Annotated in this window: 15 protein-coding genes; 13 read left to right on the forward strand and 2 right to left on the reverse strand. The window is 61.3% G+C overall.

From position 1 onward, the window contains the following. Window position 1 precedes the first annotated feature (1 nt). From CAF92_RS15365 to CAF92_RS15400, 8 genes are all read left to right on the forward strand, one after another. Window positions 2-706: a succinate dehydrogenase iron-sulfur subunit gene (locus CAF92_RS15365; RefSeq protein WP_011534752.1), complete on the forward strand. Its 705-nt coding sequence runs from the start codon at window positions 2-4 to the stop codon at window positions 704-706. Window positions 707-952: 246 nt separating this feature from the next. Further along, window positions 953-3784 (forward strand): 2-oxoglutarate dehydrogenase E1 component, encoded by a 2832-nt coding sequence (locus tag CAF92_RS15370; protein WP_046615100.1) that lies wholly within the window; start codon window positions 953-955, stop codon window positions 3782-3784. Between the two features lie 42 nt (window positions 3785-3826). Then, window positions 3827-5047, forward strand: coding sequence for a 2-oxoglutarate dehydrogenase complex dihydrolipoyllysine-residue succinyltransferase (gene odhB / locus CAF92_RS15375; protein WP_085601275.1), 1221 nt, complete (start codon window positions 3827-3829; stop codon window positions 5045-5047). A gap of 93 nt (window positions 5048-5140) precedes the next feature. Further along, complete coding sequence (gene lpdA, locus CAF92_RS15380) at window positions 5141-6577, forward strand: dihydrolipoyl dehydrogenase (protein WP_085601276.1); 1437 nt, start codon at window positions 5141-5143, stop codon at window positions 6575-6577. A gap of 172 nt (window positions 6578-6749) precedes the next feature. Further along, entirely contained in the window at window positions 6750-7916 is a 1167-nt protein-coding gene (sucC, locus tag CAF92_RS15385; protein ID WP_003254205.1) for an ADP-forming succinate--CoA ligase subunit beta, read from the forward strand. Then, entirely contained in the window at window positions 7916-8800 is an 885-nt protein-coding gene (sucD, locus tag CAF92_RS15390) for a succinate--CoA ligase subunit alpha (RefSeq protein WP_004376004.1), read from the forward strand. The genes sucC and sucD overlap by 1 nt, the downstream gene beginning before the upstream one ends. 401 nt (window positions 8801-9201) lie before the next feature. Next, on the forward strand, window positions 9202-10515 hold the full coding sequence (gene brnQ / locus CAF92_RS15395) for a branched-chain amino acid transport system II carrier protein (RefSeq protein ID WP_085601277.1): 1314 nt from the start codon (window positions 9202-9204) through the stop codon (window positions 10513-10515). Between the two features lie 311 nt (window positions 10516-10826). Next, window positions 10827-11576 (forward strand): DUF599 domain-containing protein, encoded by a 750-nt coding sequence (locus CAF92_RS15400; RefSeq protein ID WP_085601278.1) that lies wholly within the window; start codon window positions 10827-10829, stop codon window positions 11574-11576. A gap of 67 nt (window positions 11577-11643) precedes the next feature. Here CAF92_RS15400 and CAF92_RS15405 read toward each other — a convergent pair whose 3' ends face one another. Beyond that, complete coding sequence (locus CAF92_RS15405) at window positions 11644-11928, reverse strand: hypothetical protein (protein WP_023661534.1); 285 nt, start codon at window positions 11926-11928, stop codon at window positions 11644-11646. Between the two features lie 154 nt (window positions 11929-12082). Between CAF92_RS15405 and CAF92_RS15410 the strand changes: the two genes are divergently transcribed. The 4 genes from CAF92_RS15410 (at window position 12083) to CAF92_RS15425 (ending at window position 15818) form a co-directional block, all read left to right on the forward strand. Further along, window positions 12083-12559 (forward strand): PaaI family thioesterase, encoded by a 477-nt coding sequence (locus CAF92_RS15410; protein ID WP_085601279.1) that lies wholly within the window; start codon window positions 12083-12085, stop codon window positions 12557-12559. Next, complete coding sequence (locus CAF92_RS15415; protein WP_046615105.1) at window positions 12556-13038, forward strand: PaaI family thioesterase; 483 nt, start codon at window positions 12556-12558, stop codon at window positions 13036-13038. Before CAF92_RS15410 ends, CAF92_RS15415 begins: the two co-directional genes overlap by 4 nt. Before the next feature lie 70 nt (window positions 13039-13108). Continuing rightward, entirely contained in the window at window positions 13109-15013 is a 1905-nt protein-coding gene (htpG, locus tag CAF92_RS15420; RefSeq protein WP_046615106.1) for a molecular chaperone HtpG, read from the forward strand. Window positions 15014-15092: 79 nt separating this feature from the next. After that, complete coding sequence (locus tag CAF92_RS15425; protein WP_085601280.1) at window positions 15093-15818, forward strand: dienelactone hydrolase family protein; 726 nt, start codon at window positions 15093-15095, stop codon at window positions 15816-15818. Between the two features lie 112 nt (window positions 15819-15930). On the opposite strand, the gene CAF92_RS15430 is transcribed toward CAF92_RS15425, so the two are convergent. Beyond that, window positions 15931-16794 carry a pirin family protein gene (locus CAF92_RS15430; RefSeq protein ID WP_046615108.1) on the reverse strand — a complete coding sequence of 288 codons (864 nt, stop codon included), beginning with the start codon at window positions 16792-16794 and terminating at the stop codon, window positions 15931-15933. A 117-nt stretch (window positions 16795-16911) separates the two neighbouring features. On the opposite strand from CAF92_RS15430, the gene CAF92_RS15435 reads away from it, so the two are divergent. Continuing rightward, on the forward strand, window positions 16912-17916 hold the full coding sequence (locus CAF92_RS15435; RefSeq protein ID WP_085601281.1) for an amidohydrolase family protein: 1005 nt from the start codon (window positions 16912-16914) through the stop codon (window positions 17914-17916). Window positions 17917-17988: the final 72 nt, after the last annotated feature.

A 17988-nucleotide genomic window follows, 5' to 3' on the forward strand; every position in this document is an offset into this window, starting at 1 on the left:
TATGTTGCAAGTCGAAGTTTATCGTTACAACCCGGACACCGATTCGGCGCCGAAAATGCAGACCTTCCAGGTCGATACCGGCGGCAAGGATCTGATGGTGCTGGACGTGCTGGCACTGATCAAGGAGCAGGACGAAGGTTTCTCCTATCGTCGCTCGTGCCGTGAAGGCGTTTGCGGTTCCGATGGCATGAACATCAACGGCAAGAACGGCCTGGCCTGTATCACCCCGCTGTCGGCGGTGGTAAAGGGCAACAAGCTGATTCTGCGCCCGCTGCCGGGCCTGCCGGTCATTCGTGACCTGGTCGTCGACATGAGCATCTTCTACAAGCAGTACGAGAAGGTGAAGCCGTTCCTGCAGAACGACACTCCGGCACCGGCCATCGAGCGCCTGCAGTCGCCGGAAGATCGCGACAAGCTGGACGGCCTGTACGAGTGCATCCTGTGCGCTTGCTGCTCGACTTCCTGCCCGTCGTTCTGGTGGAACCCGGACAAGTTCCTGGGCCCGGCCGCACTGCTGCAGGCCTATCGCTTCCTGGCCGACAGCCGTGACACCAAGACCCAGGAGCGCCTGGCGTCCCTGGATGACCCGTTCAGCGTATTCCGCTGCCGCGGGATCATGAACTGCGTCAACGTTTGCCCGAAAGGTCTGAACCCGACCAAGGCAATCGGTCACGTACGTAACATGCTGCTGCAAAGCGGCACCTGATACAAAGTGTTGTACCTGCAGTAAGCCGAGGTGCGGGTGGTGAGCCCGCACTGAGGTAAAACCCGAACAAGGGCCCACAAAGCCCGCGTTCATTACCTATGAAGATATGAGACCAGCAGGGGCTTTCCGGGCTGGTACCCGGAAAATCAGCAGGATCCAAGTGGCGTGGTTCAGTCGCTGTATTCGGACTTTTCCAGGTTTGCTGTGGCTCTCGCCGATCAGTCCCCTAACCGAGGGTGACCAAGCATGCAAGAAAGCGTGATGCAGCGCATGTGGGAAAGCGCCCACCTTTCAGGTGGTAACGCTGCATATGTGGAAGAGCTTTATGAGCTCTACCTGCACGACCCTAACGCTGTGCCAGAAGAGTGGCGCACCTACTTCCAGAAGTTGCCCGCCGACGGCAGCACCGCTACCGATGTATCGCACTCGACAATCCGCGACCATTTCGTACTGCTGGCAAAGAACCAGCGCCGCGCCCAACCGGTATCCGCCGGGAGCGTGAGCAGTGAACACGAGAAGAAGCAGGTTGAAGTTCTGCGACTGATCCAGGCCTATCGTATGCGCGGCCATCAGGCTGCCAAGCTCGACCCGTTGGGGTTGTGGCAGCGTCCTGCGCCTGTAGACCTGTCGATCAATCACTACGGCTTGACCAATGCCGATCTTGATACGACCTTCCGTGCCGGCGACCTGTTCATCGGCAAAGAGGAGGCGAGCCTACGCGAGATCTTCGAGGCGCTCCAGAAGACATATTGTCGCACCATCGGCGCCGAGTTCACCCACATCGTCGATTCCGAGCAGCGCAGCTGGTTCCAGCAACGCCTGGAAAGCGTGCGCGGCCGTCCGGAGTTTTCCGCTGACGTGCAGGCCCACCTGCTTGAGCGCGTGACCGCTGGTGAAGGCCTTGAGAAGTACCTGGGCACCAAGTACCCAGGCACCAAGCGTTTCGGTCTCGAGGGCGGCGAGAGCCTGATCCCGATGCTGGACGAGATGATCCAGCGTTCCGGTTCCTACGGCACCAAGGAAGTCGTGATCGGCATGGCCCACCGTGGCCGCCTGAACGTTCTGGTCAACACCTTCGGCAAGAACCCGCGCGAGCTGTTCGACGAGTTCGAAGGCAAGAAGATGAACGAGCTGGGCTCCGGTGACGTGAAGTATCACCAGGGCTTCTCCTCGAACGTGATGACCCCGGGTGGCGAAGTGCACCTGGCCATGGCGTTCAACCCGTCCCACCTGGAAATCGTCTCGCCAGTGGTCGAGGGTTCGGTGCGCGCCCGTCAGGACCGCCGCAACGACACCGTTGGCGACAAGGTACTGCCGATCTCGATCCACGGCGACGCAGCATTCGCCGGCCAGGGCGTGGTCATGGAAACCTTCCAGATGTCGCAGACCCGCGGTTTCAAGACCGGCGGTACCGTGCACATCGTGATCAACAACCAGGTTGGTTTCACCATCAGCAACCCGCTGGACGCGCGCTCCACCGAGTACGCCACCGACGTTGCCAAGATGATCCAGGCGCCGATCCTGCACGTGAACGGCGACGACCCGGAAGCCGTGCTGTTCGTGACCCAGCTGGCCATCGACTACCGCATGCAGTTCAAGCGTGACGTGGTCATCGACCTGGTCTGCTACCGCCGTCGCGGCCACAACGAGGCCGACGAGCCGAACGGCACTCAGCCTTTGATGTACCAGCAGATCAGCAAGCAGCGCACCACGCGTGAACTGTACGCCGAGGCATTGATCCAGGCCGGTCGCATCGATGCCGAGCGCGCCCAGGCCAAGATCGACGAGTACCGCAACGCGCTGGACAATGGCCTGCACGTGGTGAAGAGCCTGGTCAAGGAGCCGAACCGCGAGCTGTTCGTCGACTGGCGTCCGTATCTGGGCCATGCCTGGACCGCGCGTCACGACACCCGCTTCGACCTCAAGACCCTGCAGGAACTGTCGGCCAAGCTGCTGGAACTGCCGGAAGGCTTCGTCGTTCAGCGCCAGGTCGCCAAGATCTACGAAGACCGCCAGAAGATGCAGGCCGGTGGCTTGCCGATCAACTGGGGTTACGCAGAGACCATGGCTTACGCCACTCTGCAGTTCGAAGGTCACCCGATCCGCATGACCGGCCAGGACATCGGCCGTGGCACCTTCTCGCACCGTCACGCGGTGCTGCACAACCAGAAGGACGCCAGCACCTACGTACCACTGAAGAACCTGTTCCCGGGCCAGCCTAGGTTCGAGCTGTACGACTCCTTCCTGTCGGAAGAAGCGGTACTGGCATTCGAATACGGCTACTCGACCACCACGCCAAACGCGCTGGTGATCTGGGAAGCCCAGTTCGGTGACTTCGCCAACGGTGCGCAAGTGGTGATCGACCAGTTCATCACCAGCGGCGAGCACAAGTGGGGCCGCCTGTGCGGTCTGACCATGCTGCTGCCACACGGTTATGAAGGGCAGGGCCCGGAGCACTCCTCCGCGCGCCTGGAGCGTTACCTGCAGCTGTGCGCCGAGCACAACATCCAGGTTTGCGTACCGACCACCCCGGCCCAGATCTACCACCTGCTGCGTCGCCAGGTCATCCGTCCGCTGCGCAAGCCTCTGATCGTGCTGACGCCGAAGTCGCTGCTGCGCCACAAGCTGGCCATCTCGACCCTGGAAGACCTGGCAGAAGGTTCGTTCCAGACCGTGATCCCGGAAATCGACAGCCTCGATCCGGCCAAGGTCGAACGCCTGGTCCTGTGCGGCGGCAAGGTTTACTACGACCTGCTGGAAAAACGCCGTGCCGAAGGCCGCGAAGACATCGCCATCGTGCGTATCGAGCAGCTGTATCCGTTCCCTGAGGACGACCTGGTGGAAATCCTGGCTCCGTACACCAACCTCAAGCATGCGGTCTGGTGTCAGGAAGAGCCGATGAACCAGGGCGCCTGGTACAGCAGTCAGCACCACATGCGCCGTATCCTGGGCCGCCACAACAAGGCACTGGTCCTGGAATACGCCGGTCGCGACGCGTCTGCCGCGCCTGCTTGTGGTTACGCCTCGATGCACGCCGAACAGCAGGAAAAACTGCTGCAAGACGCGTTCACTGTCTAACGCCTTCGCGCACCTGAAACCGAATTTAAGGAAACACAGATAATGGCTATCGAGATCAAAGCCCCAACCTTCCCGGAATCGGTTGCCGATGGCACCGTTGCCACCTGGCACAAGCAGCCGGGCGATGCCGTCAAGCGTGACGAGCTGATCGTCGACATCGAGACCGACAAGGTCGTCCTGGAAGTGCTGGCCACCGCCGACGGCGTGCTGGGCGCCATCGTCAAGGGCGAGGGCGACACCGTCCTGTCCGACGAAGTGCTGGGTTCGATCGTTGAAGGCGGTGCTGCCGCCGCTGCGCCAGCTGCCGCTCCGGCCGCTGCTGCCCCGGCTGCCGCTGCTGCGGACGCTGGCGAAGAAGACCCGGTTGCCGCCCCGGCCGCGCGCAAGCTGGCTGAAGAGAACGGCATCGACCTGGCTACCGTTGCCGGCACTGGCAAAGGTGGTCGCATCACCAAGGAAGACGTCGTCGCTGCCGTCGCCAACAAGAAGTCGGCGCCAGCTGCAGCTGCCAAGCCTGCTGCCGCTGCCGCTACCGCCCCGGTTGTCGTTGCCGCTGGCGACCGCACCGAGAAGCGTGTGCCGATGACCCGCCTGCGCGCCAAGATCGCCGAGCGTCTGGTCGAAGCCCAGTCGAGCATGGCCATGCTGACCACCTTCAACGAAGTCGACATGACCGAGGTCATGGCCCTGCGTTCGAAGTACAAGGACCTGTTCGAGAAGACCCACAACGGCGTACGCCTGGGCTTCATGTCGTTCTTCGTCAAGGCCGCCACCGAAGCCCTGAAGCGCTTCCCGGCTGTCAACGCCTCGATCGACGGCAACGACATCGTCTACCACGGCTACGCCGACGTCGGCGTTGCCGTGTCCAGCGACCGTGGCCTGGTGGTGCCGGTACTGCGTAACGCCGAGTCGATGAGCCTGGCGGAAATCGAGAACGGCATCGCCACCTTCGGCAAAAAAGCCCGTGACGGCAAGCTGGCCATCGAAGAGATGACCGGCGGCACTTTCACCATCACCAACGGTGGTACCTTCGGTTCGATGATGTCGACCCCGATCGTCAACCCGCCGCAGGCCGCCATTCTCGGCATGCACAACATCATCCAGCGCCCGATGGCCATCAATGGCCAGGTAGTGATTCGCCCGATGATGTACCTGGCGCTGTCGTACGATCACCGCCTGATCGACGGCAAGGAAGCGGTAACCTTCCTGGTCACCATCAAGAACCTGCTGGAAGATCCGTCTCGCCTGCTGCTGGACATCTAACCCTCTGGCTGCGTACCGTGCCGGCCCTGGCTTCGCAGGAAGCCATGCCGCGCGGTTCGCGGCTTGTAGCTTGTAGCTGATAAGGAATCTTTTATGACCCAGAAATTCGACGTAGTGGTGATTGGTGCAGGTCCTGGCGGCTATGTGGCTGCCATCAAGGCCGCACAACTTGGTCTGAAGACTGCCTGTATCGAGAAGTACACCGACGCCGAGGGCAAACTGGCTCTGGGCGGCACCTGCCTGAACGTAGGTTGCATCCCTTCCAAGGCGCTGCTGGACAGCTCCTGGAAGTACAAGGAAGCCAAAGAGAGCTTCAACGTCCACGGTATCTCCACTGGCGAAGTGAAGATGGACGTCGCCGCGATGGTTGGCCGCAAGGCTGGCATCGTCAAGAACCTGACCGGTGGCGTTGCCACCTTGTTCAAGGCCAATGGCGTCACTTCGATCCAGGGCCATGGCAAGCTGCTGGCCGGCAAGAAAGTCGAAGTCACCAAGGCTGACGGCACCACCGAAGTCATCGAAGCCGAGAACGTGATCCTGGCTTCCGGCTCGCGCCCGATCGACATTCCGCCGGCTCCGGTCGACCAGAACGTCATCGTCGACTCCACCGGCGCCCTGGAATTCCAGTCCGTGCCGAAGCGCCTGGGCGTTATCGGTGCTGGCGTGATCGGCCTGGAGCTGGGTTCGGTATGGGCTCGCCTGGGTGCTGAAGTCACCGTCCTGGAAGCCCTGGACACCTTCCTGATGGCTGCCGACACCGCCGTGTCGAAAGAAGCCCAGAAGACCCTGACCAAGCAAGGCCTGGACATCAAGCTGGGCGCGCGCGTTACCGGCTCGAAAGTCAATGGCAACGAAGTCGAAGTGACCTACACCGACGCCAACGGCGAGCAGAAGATCACCTTCGACAAGCTGATCGTCGCGGTCGGCCGTCGCCCGGTGACCACCGACCTGCTGGCTGCCGATAGCGGCGTGACCATCGACGAGCGTGGCTACATCTTCGTCGACGACTACTGCGCTACCAGCGTGCCAGGCGTGTACGCCATCGGTGACGTGGTACGCGGCATGATGCTGGCCCACAAGGCCTCGGAAGAGGGCATCATGGTGGTCGAGCGCATCAAGGGCCACAAGGCCCAGATGAACTACGACCTGATCCCTTCGGTCATCTACACCCACCCGGAAATCGCGTGGGTCGGCAAGACCGAACAGGCCTTGAAGGCCGAAGGCGTTGAGGTTAACGTGGGCACCTTCCCGTTCGCGGCCAGCGGCCGTGCGATGGCCGCCAACGACACCGGTGGTTTCGTCAAGGTCATCGCCGATGCCAAGACCGACCGCGTCCTGGGTGTACACGTGATTGGCCCATCGGCTGCCGAACTGGTGCAGCAGGGCGCAATCGCTATGGAATTCGGCACCAGTGCCGAGGATCTGGGCATGATGGTCTTCAGCCATCCGACCCTGTCCGAAGCGTTGCATGAAGCAGCGCTGGCAGTGAATGGCGGCGCCATTCACGTGGCCAACCGTAAGAAGCGTTAATTATAAGAAACCACGGCGGGCTGCCCGTCGTGAGTCTTGCGTGCATGACTCACCGCGGAAAGTCCGCCGGACCGGATCACACGGGAAAACCCGGGGTCAACGGTCACAGGTGGTGCGGCGCCAGTGATGGCGCAGCGCCGAAGCGCAGTACCTAACGAAGACGGTAAAAAGCATGAATCTTCACGAGTATCAGGGTAAGCAGCTGTTCGCTGAATACGGCCTGCCAGTTTCCAAGGGTTTCGCTGTCGATACCCCTGAGCAAGCTGCAGAAGCCTGCGACAAGATCGGCGGGAACGAGTGGGTGGTAAAAGCCCAGGTTCACGCGGGTGGTCGCGGTAAGGCGGGCGGCGTCAAGCTGGTTCGCAGCAAAGAAGACGCCAAGGCGTTCGCTGCACAGTGGTTGGGCAAGAATCTGGTTACCTACCAGACCGATGCCAACGGTCAACCCGTCTCCAAGATTCTGGTCGAATCCTGCACTGACATCGCCAAAGAGCTGTACCTGGGCGCTGTAGTCGATCGTTCGAGCCGCCGTATCGTGTTCATGGCTTCCACCGAAGGTGGCGTGGACATCGAGAAAGTCGCTCACGAAACGCCTGAGAAGATCCTCAAGGCCACCATCGACCCGCTGGTCGGCGCTCAGCCGTTCCAGGGTCGCGAGCTGGCATTCCAGCTGGGCCTGGAAGGCAAGCAAGTTCAACAGTTCGCCAAGATCTTCGTTGGTCTGGCCAAGCTGTTCAAGGATCACGACCTGGCCCTGCTGGAAGTGAACCCGCTGGTGATCAAGGCCGACGGCGACCTGCACTGCCTCGATGCCAAGATCAACATCGACGCCAACGCCATGTACCGTCAGCCTAAGCTGAAAACCTTCCACGACCCGTCGCAGGACGACGCCCGTGAAGCCCACGCTGCCAAGTTCGAACTGAACTACGTTGCCCTCGAAGGCAACATCGGCTGCATGGTCAACGGTGCCGGCCTGGCCATGGGTACCATGGACATCGTCAACCTGCACGGCGGCAAGCCGGCCAACTTCCTCGACGTTGGCGGCGGTGCTACCAAAGAGCGCGTTACCGAAGCGTTCAAGATCATTCTGTCCGACAGCAATGTCGCGGCCGTTCTGGTCAACATCTTCGGCGGCATCGTTCGCTGCGACATGATTGCCGAAGGCATCATCGGTGCAGTGAAAGAAGTCGGCGTGAAAGTTCCGGTCGTCGTTCGCCTTGAAGGCAACAACGCCGAACTGGGCGCTAAAGTACTGGCAGAAAGCGGTTTGAACATCATTGCGGCAACCAGCCTGACCGACGCTGCTCAACAAGTTGTCAAAGCTGCGGAGGGCAAGTAATGAGCGTCCTGATCAATAAAGACACCAAAGTCATCTGCCAGGGCTTCACCGGCTCGCAGGGCACTTTCCACTCCGAACAGGCCATCGCCTACGGCACCAAGATGGTCGGCGGCGTAACCCCAGGCAAGGGTGGAACCACCCACCTGGGCCTGCCAGTGTTCAACACTGTGAAAGAAGCTGTGGAAGCTACCGGCGCTGACGCTTCGGTCATCTACGTTCCGGCTCCTTTCTGCAAGGACTCGATCCTGGAAGCAGCGTTCGGCGGTATCAAGCTGATCGTGTGCATCACCGAAGGCATTCCTACCCTGGACATGCTGGATGCCAAGGTCAAGTGCGACGAACTTGGCGTGACCCTGATCGGCCCGAACTGCCCAGGTGTCATCACCCCGGGCGAGTGCAAGATCGGCATCATGCCAGGTCACATCCACCTGCCAGGCAAGGTTGGTATCGTTTCGCGTTCCGGCACCCTGACCTACGAAGCTGTGAAGCAGACCACCGACGCCGGCTTCGGCCAGTCGACCTGCGTCGGCATCGGCGGTGACCCGATCCCGGGCTCCAACTTCATCGACATCCTGAAGCTGTTCCAGGAAGACCCGAAGACCGAAGCGATCGTCATGATCGGCGAGATCGGCGGTTCGGCTGAAGAAGAAGCTGCGGCCTACATCAAGGCCAACGTCACCAAGCCTGTCGTTTCCTACATCGCTGGTGTTACCGCACCTGCGGGCAAGCGCATGGGCCACGCTGGCGCCATCATTTCCGGCGGCAAGGGCACTGCGGACGAGAAGTTCGCCGCCCTGCAGGACGCTGGCGTGAAAACCGTGCGTTCCCTGGCTGACATCGGCAAGGCTCTGGCCGAGCTGACTGGCTGGGAAGTCAAGAAGTAATACTGCTACACCCCCCACGCGCACAGAGGCCACCTTCGGGTGGCCTTTGTCGTTTCCGGGGTTTGGGTATTTCTGTGCCGGCCTCTTCGCGGGTACAGGCAACATGGATTTTTCGATGGGTTTGATAGGAATTTTCACGCAGACGAATGTTTCAATCCGAGGATAATTCTTGCTGTCCTCGGTCGCACAGACGACAAACATGTACGCACATCGGACAAGCAGCACTGTGCCAGTGCGTTTGACTGACAAAACAGTTACATTACGCGTTCACTCTGTGCCCGTACCCCAAAAGGGAACGACACGCTAAACGGGTCTGGCCTATCAAGCCGGGCAGCATTTCCCCTCATCCAAAGGGAAATCCCCTCTCGAATCCCGATTTCAGCAGTGTGGTACTACCTTAAATGAAAGTTCTCAAAGGCCAGGATATCCTGGCGCTTGGCTTTATGACGTTTGCGCTTTTCGTGGGCGCTGGCAACATCATCTTCCCGCCTATCGTCGGCCTGCAGTCTGGCCCGCATGTATGGATGGCGGCCCTGGGTTTCCTGGTTACCGCTGTGGGCCTGCCGGTCATCACCGTGGTTGCCCTGGCCAAGGTCGGCGGCGGCATGGATGCCCTGAGCAGCCCCATCGGCAAGTTCTTCGGTGGCCTGCTGGCAGCTGTGTGCTACCTGTCGGTCGGCCCGCTGTTCGCTACCCCGCGCACCGCGACCGTATCGTTCGAAGTGGGCGTTGCGCCGCTGACCGGTGAAAGCCCGTTGGCACTTTTCATCTACAGCCTGGTGTACTTCCTCGTGGTACTGGCTGTGTCCATGTACCCGGGCAAGCTGCTCGATACTGTGGGCCGCTTCCTGGCGCCGTTGAAGATCATCGCCCTGGCGGTGCTGGGCATCGCCGCCTTCGCGCTGCCTGCCGGCACCATTGGCGAAGCGCAGCCGGCCTATGCCGCCGCAGCGTTCTCCAAGGGCTTCTCCGATGGTTACCTGACCATGGACACCCTGGGTGCCCTGGTGTTCGGTATCGTCATCGTCAACGCCATCCGCTCGCGCGGTGTCGAGTCGCCGAAGCTGATCACCCGCTACGCCATCATCGCTGGCCTGATCGCCGGTGTCGGCCTGGCCCTGGTGTACATCAGCCTGTTCCGCCTGGGTGCAACCAGCCACGACATCGCGGCTGACGCCACCAACGGCGCGGCGGTACTGCATGCCTATGTGCAGCATACCTTCGGCTCTCTGGGCAGCGGCTTCCTTGCCGTGCTGATCGCGCTGGCCTGCCTGGTGACCGCGGTTGGCCTGACCTGCGCCTGCGCCGAATACTTCAGCCAGATCCTGCCGCTGTCCTACCGCGCACTGGTGGTTATCCTGGCGGGCTTCTCGCTGCTGATCTCCAACCTCGGCCTGACCAAGCTGATCATGTTCTCGATCCCGGTACTCACGGCGATCTACCCGCCGTGCATCGTGGTGGTAGGGCTCAGCTTCGTGAAGGACCTGTGGAACTCGCCAACCCGCATCCTGGCGCCAGTGATGCTGGTGTCGCTGCTGTTCGGCATGGTCGATGCGATCAAGGGCAGCAGCATTGCCCATGTGCTGCCGGACTTCATGGCCCACCTGCCGCTTGGCGACCAGGGCCTGGCCTGGCTGGTGCCTTCGATAGTGACCCTGGTTGGCGCCGTGGCCTGCGATCGCATGCTTGGCAAGCCGCGCGAAGCGCTGGCCTGATAGTCGAAGCCTGAGGGCGGCACCGGCCACAAGCCGAAGGGTGTTCGCCAAGGGTGGAAACTCAAGAGCCCCGTATCCGAGAGGATGCGGGGCTTTTTGTTTGCCTGTACCGGCCTCTTCGCGGGCACGCCCGCTCCCACAGGTCAAGCGCAAACCTCAGAATTGGCGCTGTACCTGTGGGAGCGGGCGTGCCCGCGAAGAGGCCGGGATGAGCAGTGCAAATATCAGGATGGATGTGTGCCTTTTGCCGCTTGCCAGCGTCGAAATCCGGTCCCTATCCTTCAGGTATCTGGCCCTCCCGGGAACCCTGCATGAACTTCATCCAAAGCAACTTCAACAATCTGTTGGCCATCGCCTGGTTCGCCCTGTGCTGGGGTGGTTACACCCGTTATGCCATCTGGAAGGGCCGCGACACCGCGTGCCTGGCCAGCGTGCTGCACCTGTACCGCGAAGACTGGATGCGCCGCATGCTGCTGCGCGACAACCGCATTGCCGATGCCAGCGTGATCGGCAACCTCGAGCGCAATGCCTCGTTCTTCGCCTCCAGCACCCTGATCATCCTCGCCGGTATCCTGACCGTGCTCGGGGCCTCTGACCGGGCACTGTCGCTGCTGGCCGACCTGCCGCTGGTGCAGCAGACCTCCCAGGGTATGTCGGAGATCAAGTTGCTGTGCCTGGCCATGGTCTTCGTCTACGCCTTTTTCACCTTCAGTTGGTGCATGCGCCAATACAACTTCGCTGCAGTACTGGTGGGTTCGGCACCGATGATCGGTGAGCGGCTGGTGAATGAACTTGAGCGCAAGGCATTCGCGTCGCGGGCGGCGCGGGTGCTGTCGCTTGCCGCCAACCAGTTCAACCTGGGCCTGCGTTCCTATTACTTCGGCATGGCCATGTTGAGCTGGTTCATCAGCCCATGGTTGTTCATGGTCATGAGTGTCGGGGTAGTGCTGATTCTGTATCGCCGCGAGTTCCATTCGGATGTGTTGGATGTGATGGTGTTCACACCTACCGAAAGTGTTTCGACCGAAACCGCCAAGGAAAACACTGTTTCTGTTACCTGAAACGTTTAATCCATAAGTTTCAGGCACAAAAAAACCCGACGTTGTCGGGTTTTCTTGTTTTAGCCGATTACTGCTTGGCAGGTTCGGCTGGAGCAGCTGGAGCGGCTTCCGGAGCCGGAGTAGCCGGAGCGGCTTCTTCGGCGGCCTTCTGCTCGGCTTCGGCCTGATCTTTGGCGGCTTCGGCGTTTTCCTTGGCAGCCTCGTTCATTTTATCCTGAGCTTCGCCCGCTTTTTCCTGGGCTTGCTCGGCGTGTTGCTGTGCGTCCTGGGCTTTGTCTTCGCTCGCTTTATCGCAAGCGGCCAGGCCCATGGCAGCGGCCAGCATCAGAGCAAAAGCAAAAGGTTTACGCATGGGGGTGTTTCTCCTTGGTGGAATAAGTGACTTGTTCCTTCGAGTGCAACTACGCGGAATAAGTTCCGCGAAGATTACACATATATAACGCCCCGTTCTATATAGACTTTTTAACGATTTTATGCCGCTGCGGCAATGCGCAGGGAAACAGCCAATGAGCGATTCAACCTTGATGGCCATGGCCGAGCGTTTTCTCTCGGCCCTGAAACATTGTCAGTTGTTGCAAATGCGTGTGGCGCAAGCCGATACCGATGGCATGACCCTGGTGCTGCCCTGGTCACCGGCCATCGTCGGCAACCCGCAGACCGGCGCCGTGCATGGCGGCGCGCTGACCACGCTGATGGACACCACCTGCGGCATGGCCACGCTGTGCGTGCTGCCGCGCTTCGAGGTGTGCCCGACACTGGACCTGCGCATCGACTACATGCACCCGGCCGAGGCCGGCAAGGACATCTACGGCCATGCCCAGTGCTACCGGGTCACCCGCGATGTGATCTTCACCCGTGGCACGGCCTACCAGGACGACCCCGCCCAGCCGATTTGCCAGGTGGTGGGCACGTTCATGCGCCTGGGTCAGGAGATCAAGGGGGGCATCCGCTTCGGCAACAGCCTGAAGGAGGGCGAGGCATGATTCCGCACGAGGTTCGCCAACAGCTCAACGCCGCTCACGCAGAGGGAGACTATCGGCCCTTGCTGGCGCTGATCCCTTATGCCGGCCTGATCGGCATCGAATGCGAGCGCGAGGGCGATGACCTGCTGTTCCGCCTGCCGGCCAGCCAGGACAACATCGGCAACCCGCTGCTGCCGGCCATCCACGGTGGGGTGATCGCGGGCTTCATGGAGCTTTCGGCAGCGCTTTACCTGCTGATCTTCAGCGAGAGCGCGAGCATTCCGAAGATTATCGACTTTTCCATCGATTACCTGCGCGCCGGGCACTTTCGCGATACCTACGCCCAGTGCCAGCTGTGGCGCCAGGGCCGGCGGGTGACCAATGTAGCCATCACCGCCTGGCAGGGTGACAGGCAGTCGCCGATCGCCACGGCTCGCGCGCATTTCAAGATCGAACCGGAAAAGCCCTTGAAATCATTCGGGCAGCCCCCATCTGCATGACATCCGCCGCTAAAGCAGGCCAACCTGGCCGCCAGGCGTCAACTGCCATCAGATCGGAGTTTTGAAGACCATGAGTGTGGAGACTCAAAAAGAAACGCTGGGCTTCCAGACCGAGGTGAAGCAGCTGCTGCACCTCATGATCCATTCCCTGTATTCGAACAAGGAGATCTTCCTGCGTGAATTGATCTCCAACGCCTCCGACGCCGCCGACAAGCTGCGTTTCGAGGCCCTGGCCAAGCCAGAGCTGTTCGAAGGCGACGCCGACCTGAAGATTCGCCTGAGCTTCGACAAGGACGCCGGTACCGTGACCCTCGAGGACAACGGCATCGGCATGAGCCGCGAAGACGTCATCGCCCACCTGGGTACCATCGCCAAGTCCGGCACCGCCGACTTCATGAAGAACCTCACCGGTGACCAGAAGAAGGACTCGCACCTGATCGGTCAGTTCGGTGTGGGCTTCTACTCCGCGTTCATCGTTGCTGACAAGGTCGATGTGTACAGCCGCCGTGCCGGCCAGCCGGCCGCTGAAGGCGTGCACTGGTCGTCGAAAGGCGAGGGCGAGTTCGAAGTTGCCACCATCGACAAGCCACAGCGCGGCACCCGCATCGTCCTGCACCTGAAGAAGGGCGAGCAGGAGTTCGCCGATGGCTGGCGCCTGCGCAACGTGGTCAAGAAGTACTCCGACCATATCGCCATGCCGATCCAGCTGCCGAAGGAGCAGGCTGCCGCCGAAGGCGAAGAACAGCCGGCCGAAGAGTGGGAAACCGTCAACCGTGCCAGCGCCCTGTGGACCCGTCCGCGTACCGAGATCAAGGACGAGGAGTACCAGGAGTTCTACAAGCACATCGGCCATGATTTCGAAAACCCGCTGGCCTGGAGCCACAACAAGGTCGAAGGCAAGCTCGAATACAACTCGCTGCTGTACGTGCCGGCCCGCGCGCCGTTCGACCTCTACCAGCGCGAAGCGCCACGCGGCCTGAAGCTGTACGTGCAGCGCGTGTTCATCATGGACCAGGCCGAGTCGTTCCTGCCGCTGTACCTGCGCTTCATCAAGGGTGTGGTCGATTCCAACGACCTGTCGCTGAACGTATCGCGTGAAATCCTGCAGAAAGACCCGATCATCGACTCGATGAAGACCGCGCTGACCAAGCGCGTGCTGGACATGCTGGAAAAGCTGGCGAAGAACGAGCCCGAGCAGTACAAGGGCTTCTGGAAGAACTTCGGCCAGGTGCTGAAGGAAGGCCCGGCCGAAGACTTCGCCAACAAGGAAAAGATCGCCGGCCTGCTGCGCTTCGCTTCCACCCAGGACGACAGCGGCGAGCAGAGCGTCGCCCTGGCAGACTACCTGGCCCGCGCCAAGGAAGGTCAGGACAAGATCTACTACCTCACCGGCGAGTCTTACGCGCAGGTCAAGAACAGCCCGCACCTGGAAGTCTTCCGCAAGAAAGGCATCGAAGTGCTGCTGCTGACCGACCGTATCGACGAGTGGCTGATGAGCTACCTCAACGAGTTCGACGGCAAGGCCTTCGTCGACGTCGCCCGTGGCGACCTGGACCTGGGCAAGCTGGATTCGGAAGAAGACAAGAAGGCCCAGGAAGAAGTCGCCAAGAACAAGGAAGGCCTGGTAGAGCGCCTGAAGGGCGCGCTGGGTGACAGCGTGGCCGAAGTGCGCGTGTCGCACCGCCTGACCGACTCGCCAGCGATCCTGGCCATCGGTGAACAGGACCTGGGCCTGCAGATGCGCCAGATCCTCGAAGCCAGCGGGCAGAAGGTGCCGGAATCCAAGCCGATCTTCGAGTTCAACCCGACCCACCCGTTGATCGAGAAGCTGGACAACGAGCAGAGCGAAGACCGCTTCGCCGAGCTGTCGCACATCCTGTTCGATCAGGCTGCCCTGGCGGCCGGTGACAGTTTGAAGGACCCGGCGGCTTACGTTCGTCGCCTGAACAAGCTGTTGGTCGAGCTGTCTGCTTGAGTTGATGCACAGGAAAGCCCGCTTCGGCGGGCTTTTTTCATGGCGAGCATATTGATGATGAGTGCCAAAGGAGTGCTTGATGAGCAAAGTAATCGTCGAATCGCTGGTTTATCACCTTTCCGGCAAAACCTACGAAAGCCGTCTGGTCTATGAACCAGGGGCGCTGGGCCGCCCAGGCTTGGTGATGGCGCCGAACTGGATGGGCATCGGCGAAGGTGCCGAGCGCATCGCCAAGGAAGTGGCCGAGAAGGGCTATGTTGTGCTGATTGCCGATCTGTACGGGCAATCGGTGCGCCCCTCCAACGCTGACGAGGCCGGCGCGGCGATGATGCCGTTGAAGAATGACCGTGGCGAGCTGCGCAAGCGCATGCAGGAAGCCCTGGCGCAGTTGCTGGGGCAGTCGAAGGCGTTGCTGGAGCCGGGCAAGGTCGGCACGTTTGGTTTCTGCTTTGGTGGCTGCGGTGCACTGGAGCTGGCCCGTACCGGTGCCGATCTGCGTGCGGCGGTATCGTTCCATGGCACGCTGGACACGCCGAACCCGGAAGATGCCAAGCGCATCAAGGGCTCGGTGCTGGTGCTGCACGGCGCTTCCGACCCACTGGTACCGAAGGAGCAGTTGCCGGCGTTCGAGGAGGAGATGAACGCGGCCAAGGTTGACTGGCAATTGCTGAGCTATGGTGGCGCGGTGCACTCGTTTACCGACCCGAGTGCCAATGTGCCGGGCAAGATGCAGTATGACCGGCGCACCTCGGAGCGGGCGTTCCGGGCGATGCATAACCTGCTGACCGAAGTTTTCCAGCGCTGAGATTGCACGGGGCTGCTTTGCAGCCCATTCGCGGGTAAACCCGCTCCCACAGGTACTGCGCTGTCTGTGGGAGCGGGTTTACCCGCGAATGGGTCGCAAAAACGCCCCCCTTTCACCTAGGCAACTCGATTCGCGAGGTTTCCCCTGGCACCACCGGCCAATCCCCCGCAGCCCACTTGGCCCGGGCCTGTTCGATCAGCTCCGCATCACTGGCGACGAAATTCCAGTTCATCCGCCGCGGCCCATCCAGTGGCGCGCCACCAATCAGCACCAGCTGGCACTCACCCTCCGCATACAGCGTCACCTCTTCGCCTTCCGGCAGAACCACCAGGCTGCACGGTTCCACGTCCTCATCGTTCATCAGCAGCTCACCATCGAGCAGGTACAGCGCCCGCTGCACATGCTCGTTCGGCACCACTAGCGTGGTTGCCGGTTGCATCTGTACATGCGCGTAAAGGGTAGGGGAGAGCACCGGCACCGGCGATTCCAGGCAGAACCCGCTGCCGGCAATCATGCAGATGCGCACCCCCAGGCTGTCGCTGACCGGTAGGCTCGCTGCCGGGTGGTGGCTGTAACTTGCCGCGCCTTGTTCATGCTCGCGTGGGGATGCCAGCCATACCTGCAACCCGTGCAGGCGTGAACCATGGGCCAGGGCATCTTCAGGCGTGCGCTCGACATGGGCCACGCCGCTGCCTGCGGTCATCCAGCTGACATCGCCCGGCAGCACCCGTTGCACCGAGCCGAGGCTGTCCTTGTGCAGGATTGCCCCCTCGAACAGGTAGGTAAGGGTCGACAGGCCGATATGCGGGTGCTGGCGGATGTCCATGCCATGCCCCGGGGCATAGTCGGTTTCGAGCATATGGTCGAAAAACACGAACGGGCCGACGCTGCGGCACTGGGCCGACGGCAGCGGGCGCAGGATCGGCTGGCCCTCGACCGATTCGGCGCGTGGGCGGATGACCAGGGGGCTGCTCATTGGAAGGCTCCAGGCAAGGTGGAAATGCCTCAAGCATAGCGGTTTGCCCGCCGCGGCTGAACCGTCTGGTTGGCTGGCCGGTCTAGAGATCTGGTACACGGAAAAGGAAGCTTCATCATGATCTTCAGAGCGCTAGCCTGCGTGCTGTTATCCAGCTGGCTGTGCCAAGCGGCGCAGGCGCGTGACTACCGCTACAGTGATGCCCACCTGCACTACGTCGACTTCTTCCAGGAAAGCGAAGGCATGCCCGCGCTGATCCAGGCCATGGACGCCGCCGGTATCGAGCAGTCGATGATTTCCGGCATCCCGGTGGCCAAGAAGTGGCACGAAGACGAGCCCAAGCGCCCGCGCTATTACGCCGGGGACGACGCCGAAGCCTACTGGTACAGCGCCACCGACACCTACGTCGCCGCGGCGTTGCAGCAACTGCCCGACGAGCAGCGCAAGCGCTTTCATCCGTTCCTGGCCGGCTTCAATCCGGTGGACAAGAACGCCGCCAGCCATATCGAGCGCATGCTCGATCTGCATCCGGGGCTGTGGCAAGGCATTGGCGAGGTGTTCACCCGCCACGATGACCTGACGGCACTGACCAGCGGTGACACGCCGCGCGCCAACAACGAAGCCATGACACGTATCTACCACCTGGCGGCCGAGCGCGACCTGCCGGTGCTGCTACATTCCAACATCACCTCCAAGCGCGAGCGCAACCCCTTGTACCTGGCGGAGATCGAAGAGCCGCTGCGCAATCACCCACACACGCGGTTCATCTGGGCGCACGCCGGCAGCAGCATGGAGATTCACAGGCACCAGACGCAGATGGACTTTCTGCTGCCGGTGCTGACGCGGTTGCTGGAGGATTACCCGAACCTGTATGTCGATTTGTCGTGGAGCGTGCTGGAACCCTACCTGCTGGATGACCGGGGTGTGCCACGAAAGGAGTGGCTGGCACTGGTCGAAAGGTTCCCGGAGCGGTTCATGCTGGGTTCGGATGTGGTGGGGCGGTTTGGTAGCCTTGGGGAGCAGATGCATGGGTTCAGGCCGTTTCTGGATGCATTGCCGGAACAAGTTGCCAACAAGGTGGCCAGGGAGAATTTTCTGGCTGTACTGCCCAGGCAGAAATAAGGGTTTTCCTGTGCTGGCCCTATCGCCGGCAAGCCAGCTCCCACAGGTACTGCGCAGGTTCCGAAGCCTATG

Source organism: Pseudomonas sp. B10(2017) (genome assembly GCF_002113295.1).
GTDB lineage: Bacteria > Pseudomonadota > Gammaproteobacteria > Pseudomonadales > Pseudomonadaceae > Aquipseudomonas > Aquipseudomonas pudica.

What these genes read in the sequence shown, in the direction of transcription:
- CAF92_RS15365 (WP_011534752.1), top strand. Translation starts at nt 2, where the DNA reads ATGTTGCAAGTCGAAGTTTATCGTTACAACCCGGACACCGATTCGGCG.
- CAF92_RS15370 (WP_046615100.1), top strand. Translation starts at nt 953, where the DNA reads ATGCAAGAAAGCGTGATGCAGCGCATGTGGGAAAGCGCCCACCTTTCA.
- odhB (WP_085601275.1), top strand. Translation starts at nt 3,827, where the DNA reads ATGGCTATCGAGATCAAAGCCCCAACCTTCCCGGAATCGGTTGCCGAT.
- lpdA (WP_085601276.1), top strand. Translation starts at nt 5,141, where the DNA reads ATGACCCAGAAATTCGACGTAGTGGTGATTGGTGCAGGTCCTGGCGGC.
- sucC (WP_003254205.1), top strand. Translation starts at nt 6,750, where the DNA reads ATGAATCTTCACGAGTATCAGGGTAAGCAGCTGTTCGCTGAATACGGC.
- sucD (WP_004376004.1), top strand. Translation starts at nt 7,916, where the DNA reads ATGAGCGTCCTGATCAATAAAGACACCAAAGTCATCTGCCAGGGCTTC.
- brnQ (WP_085601277.1), top strand. Translation starts at nt 9,202, where the DNA reads ATGAAAGTTCTCAAAGGCCAGGATATCCTGGCGCTTGGCTTTATGACG.
- CAF92_RS15400 (WP_085601278.1), top strand. Translation starts at nt 10,827, where the DNA reads ATGAACTTCATCCAAAGCAACTTCAACAATCTGTTGGCCATCGCCTGG.
- CAF92_RS15405 (WP_023661534.1), bottom strand. Translation starts at nt 11,928, where the DNA reads ATGCGTAAACCTTTTGCTTTTGCTCTGATGCTGGCCGCTGCCATGGGC.
- CAF92_RS15410 (WP_085601279.1), top strand. Translation starts at nt 12,083, where the DNA reads ATGAGCGATTCAACCTTGATGGCCATGGCCGAGCGTTTTCTCTCGGCC.
- CAF92_RS15415 (WP_046615105.1), top strand. Translation starts at nt 12,556, where the DNA reads ATGATTCCGCACGAGGTTCGCCAACAGCTCAACGCCGCTCACGCAGAG.
- htpG (WP_046615106.1), top strand. Translation starts at nt 13,109, where the DNA reads ATGAGTGTGGAGACTCAAAAAGAAACGCTGGGCTTCCAGACCGAGGTG.
- CAF92_RS15425 (WP_085601280.1), top strand. Translation starts at nt 15,093, where the DNA reads ATGAGCAAAGTAATCGTCGAATCGCTGGTTTATCACCTTTCCGGCAAA.
- CAF92_RS15430 (WP_046615108.1), bottom strand. Translation starts at nt 16,794, where the DNA reads ATGAGCAGCCCCCTGGTCATCCGCCCACGCGCCGAATCGGTCGAGGGC.
- CAF92_RS15435 (WP_085601281.1), top strand. Translation starts at nt 16,912, where the DNA reads ATGATCTTCAGAGCGCTAGCCTGCGTGCTGTTATCCAGCTGGCTGTGC.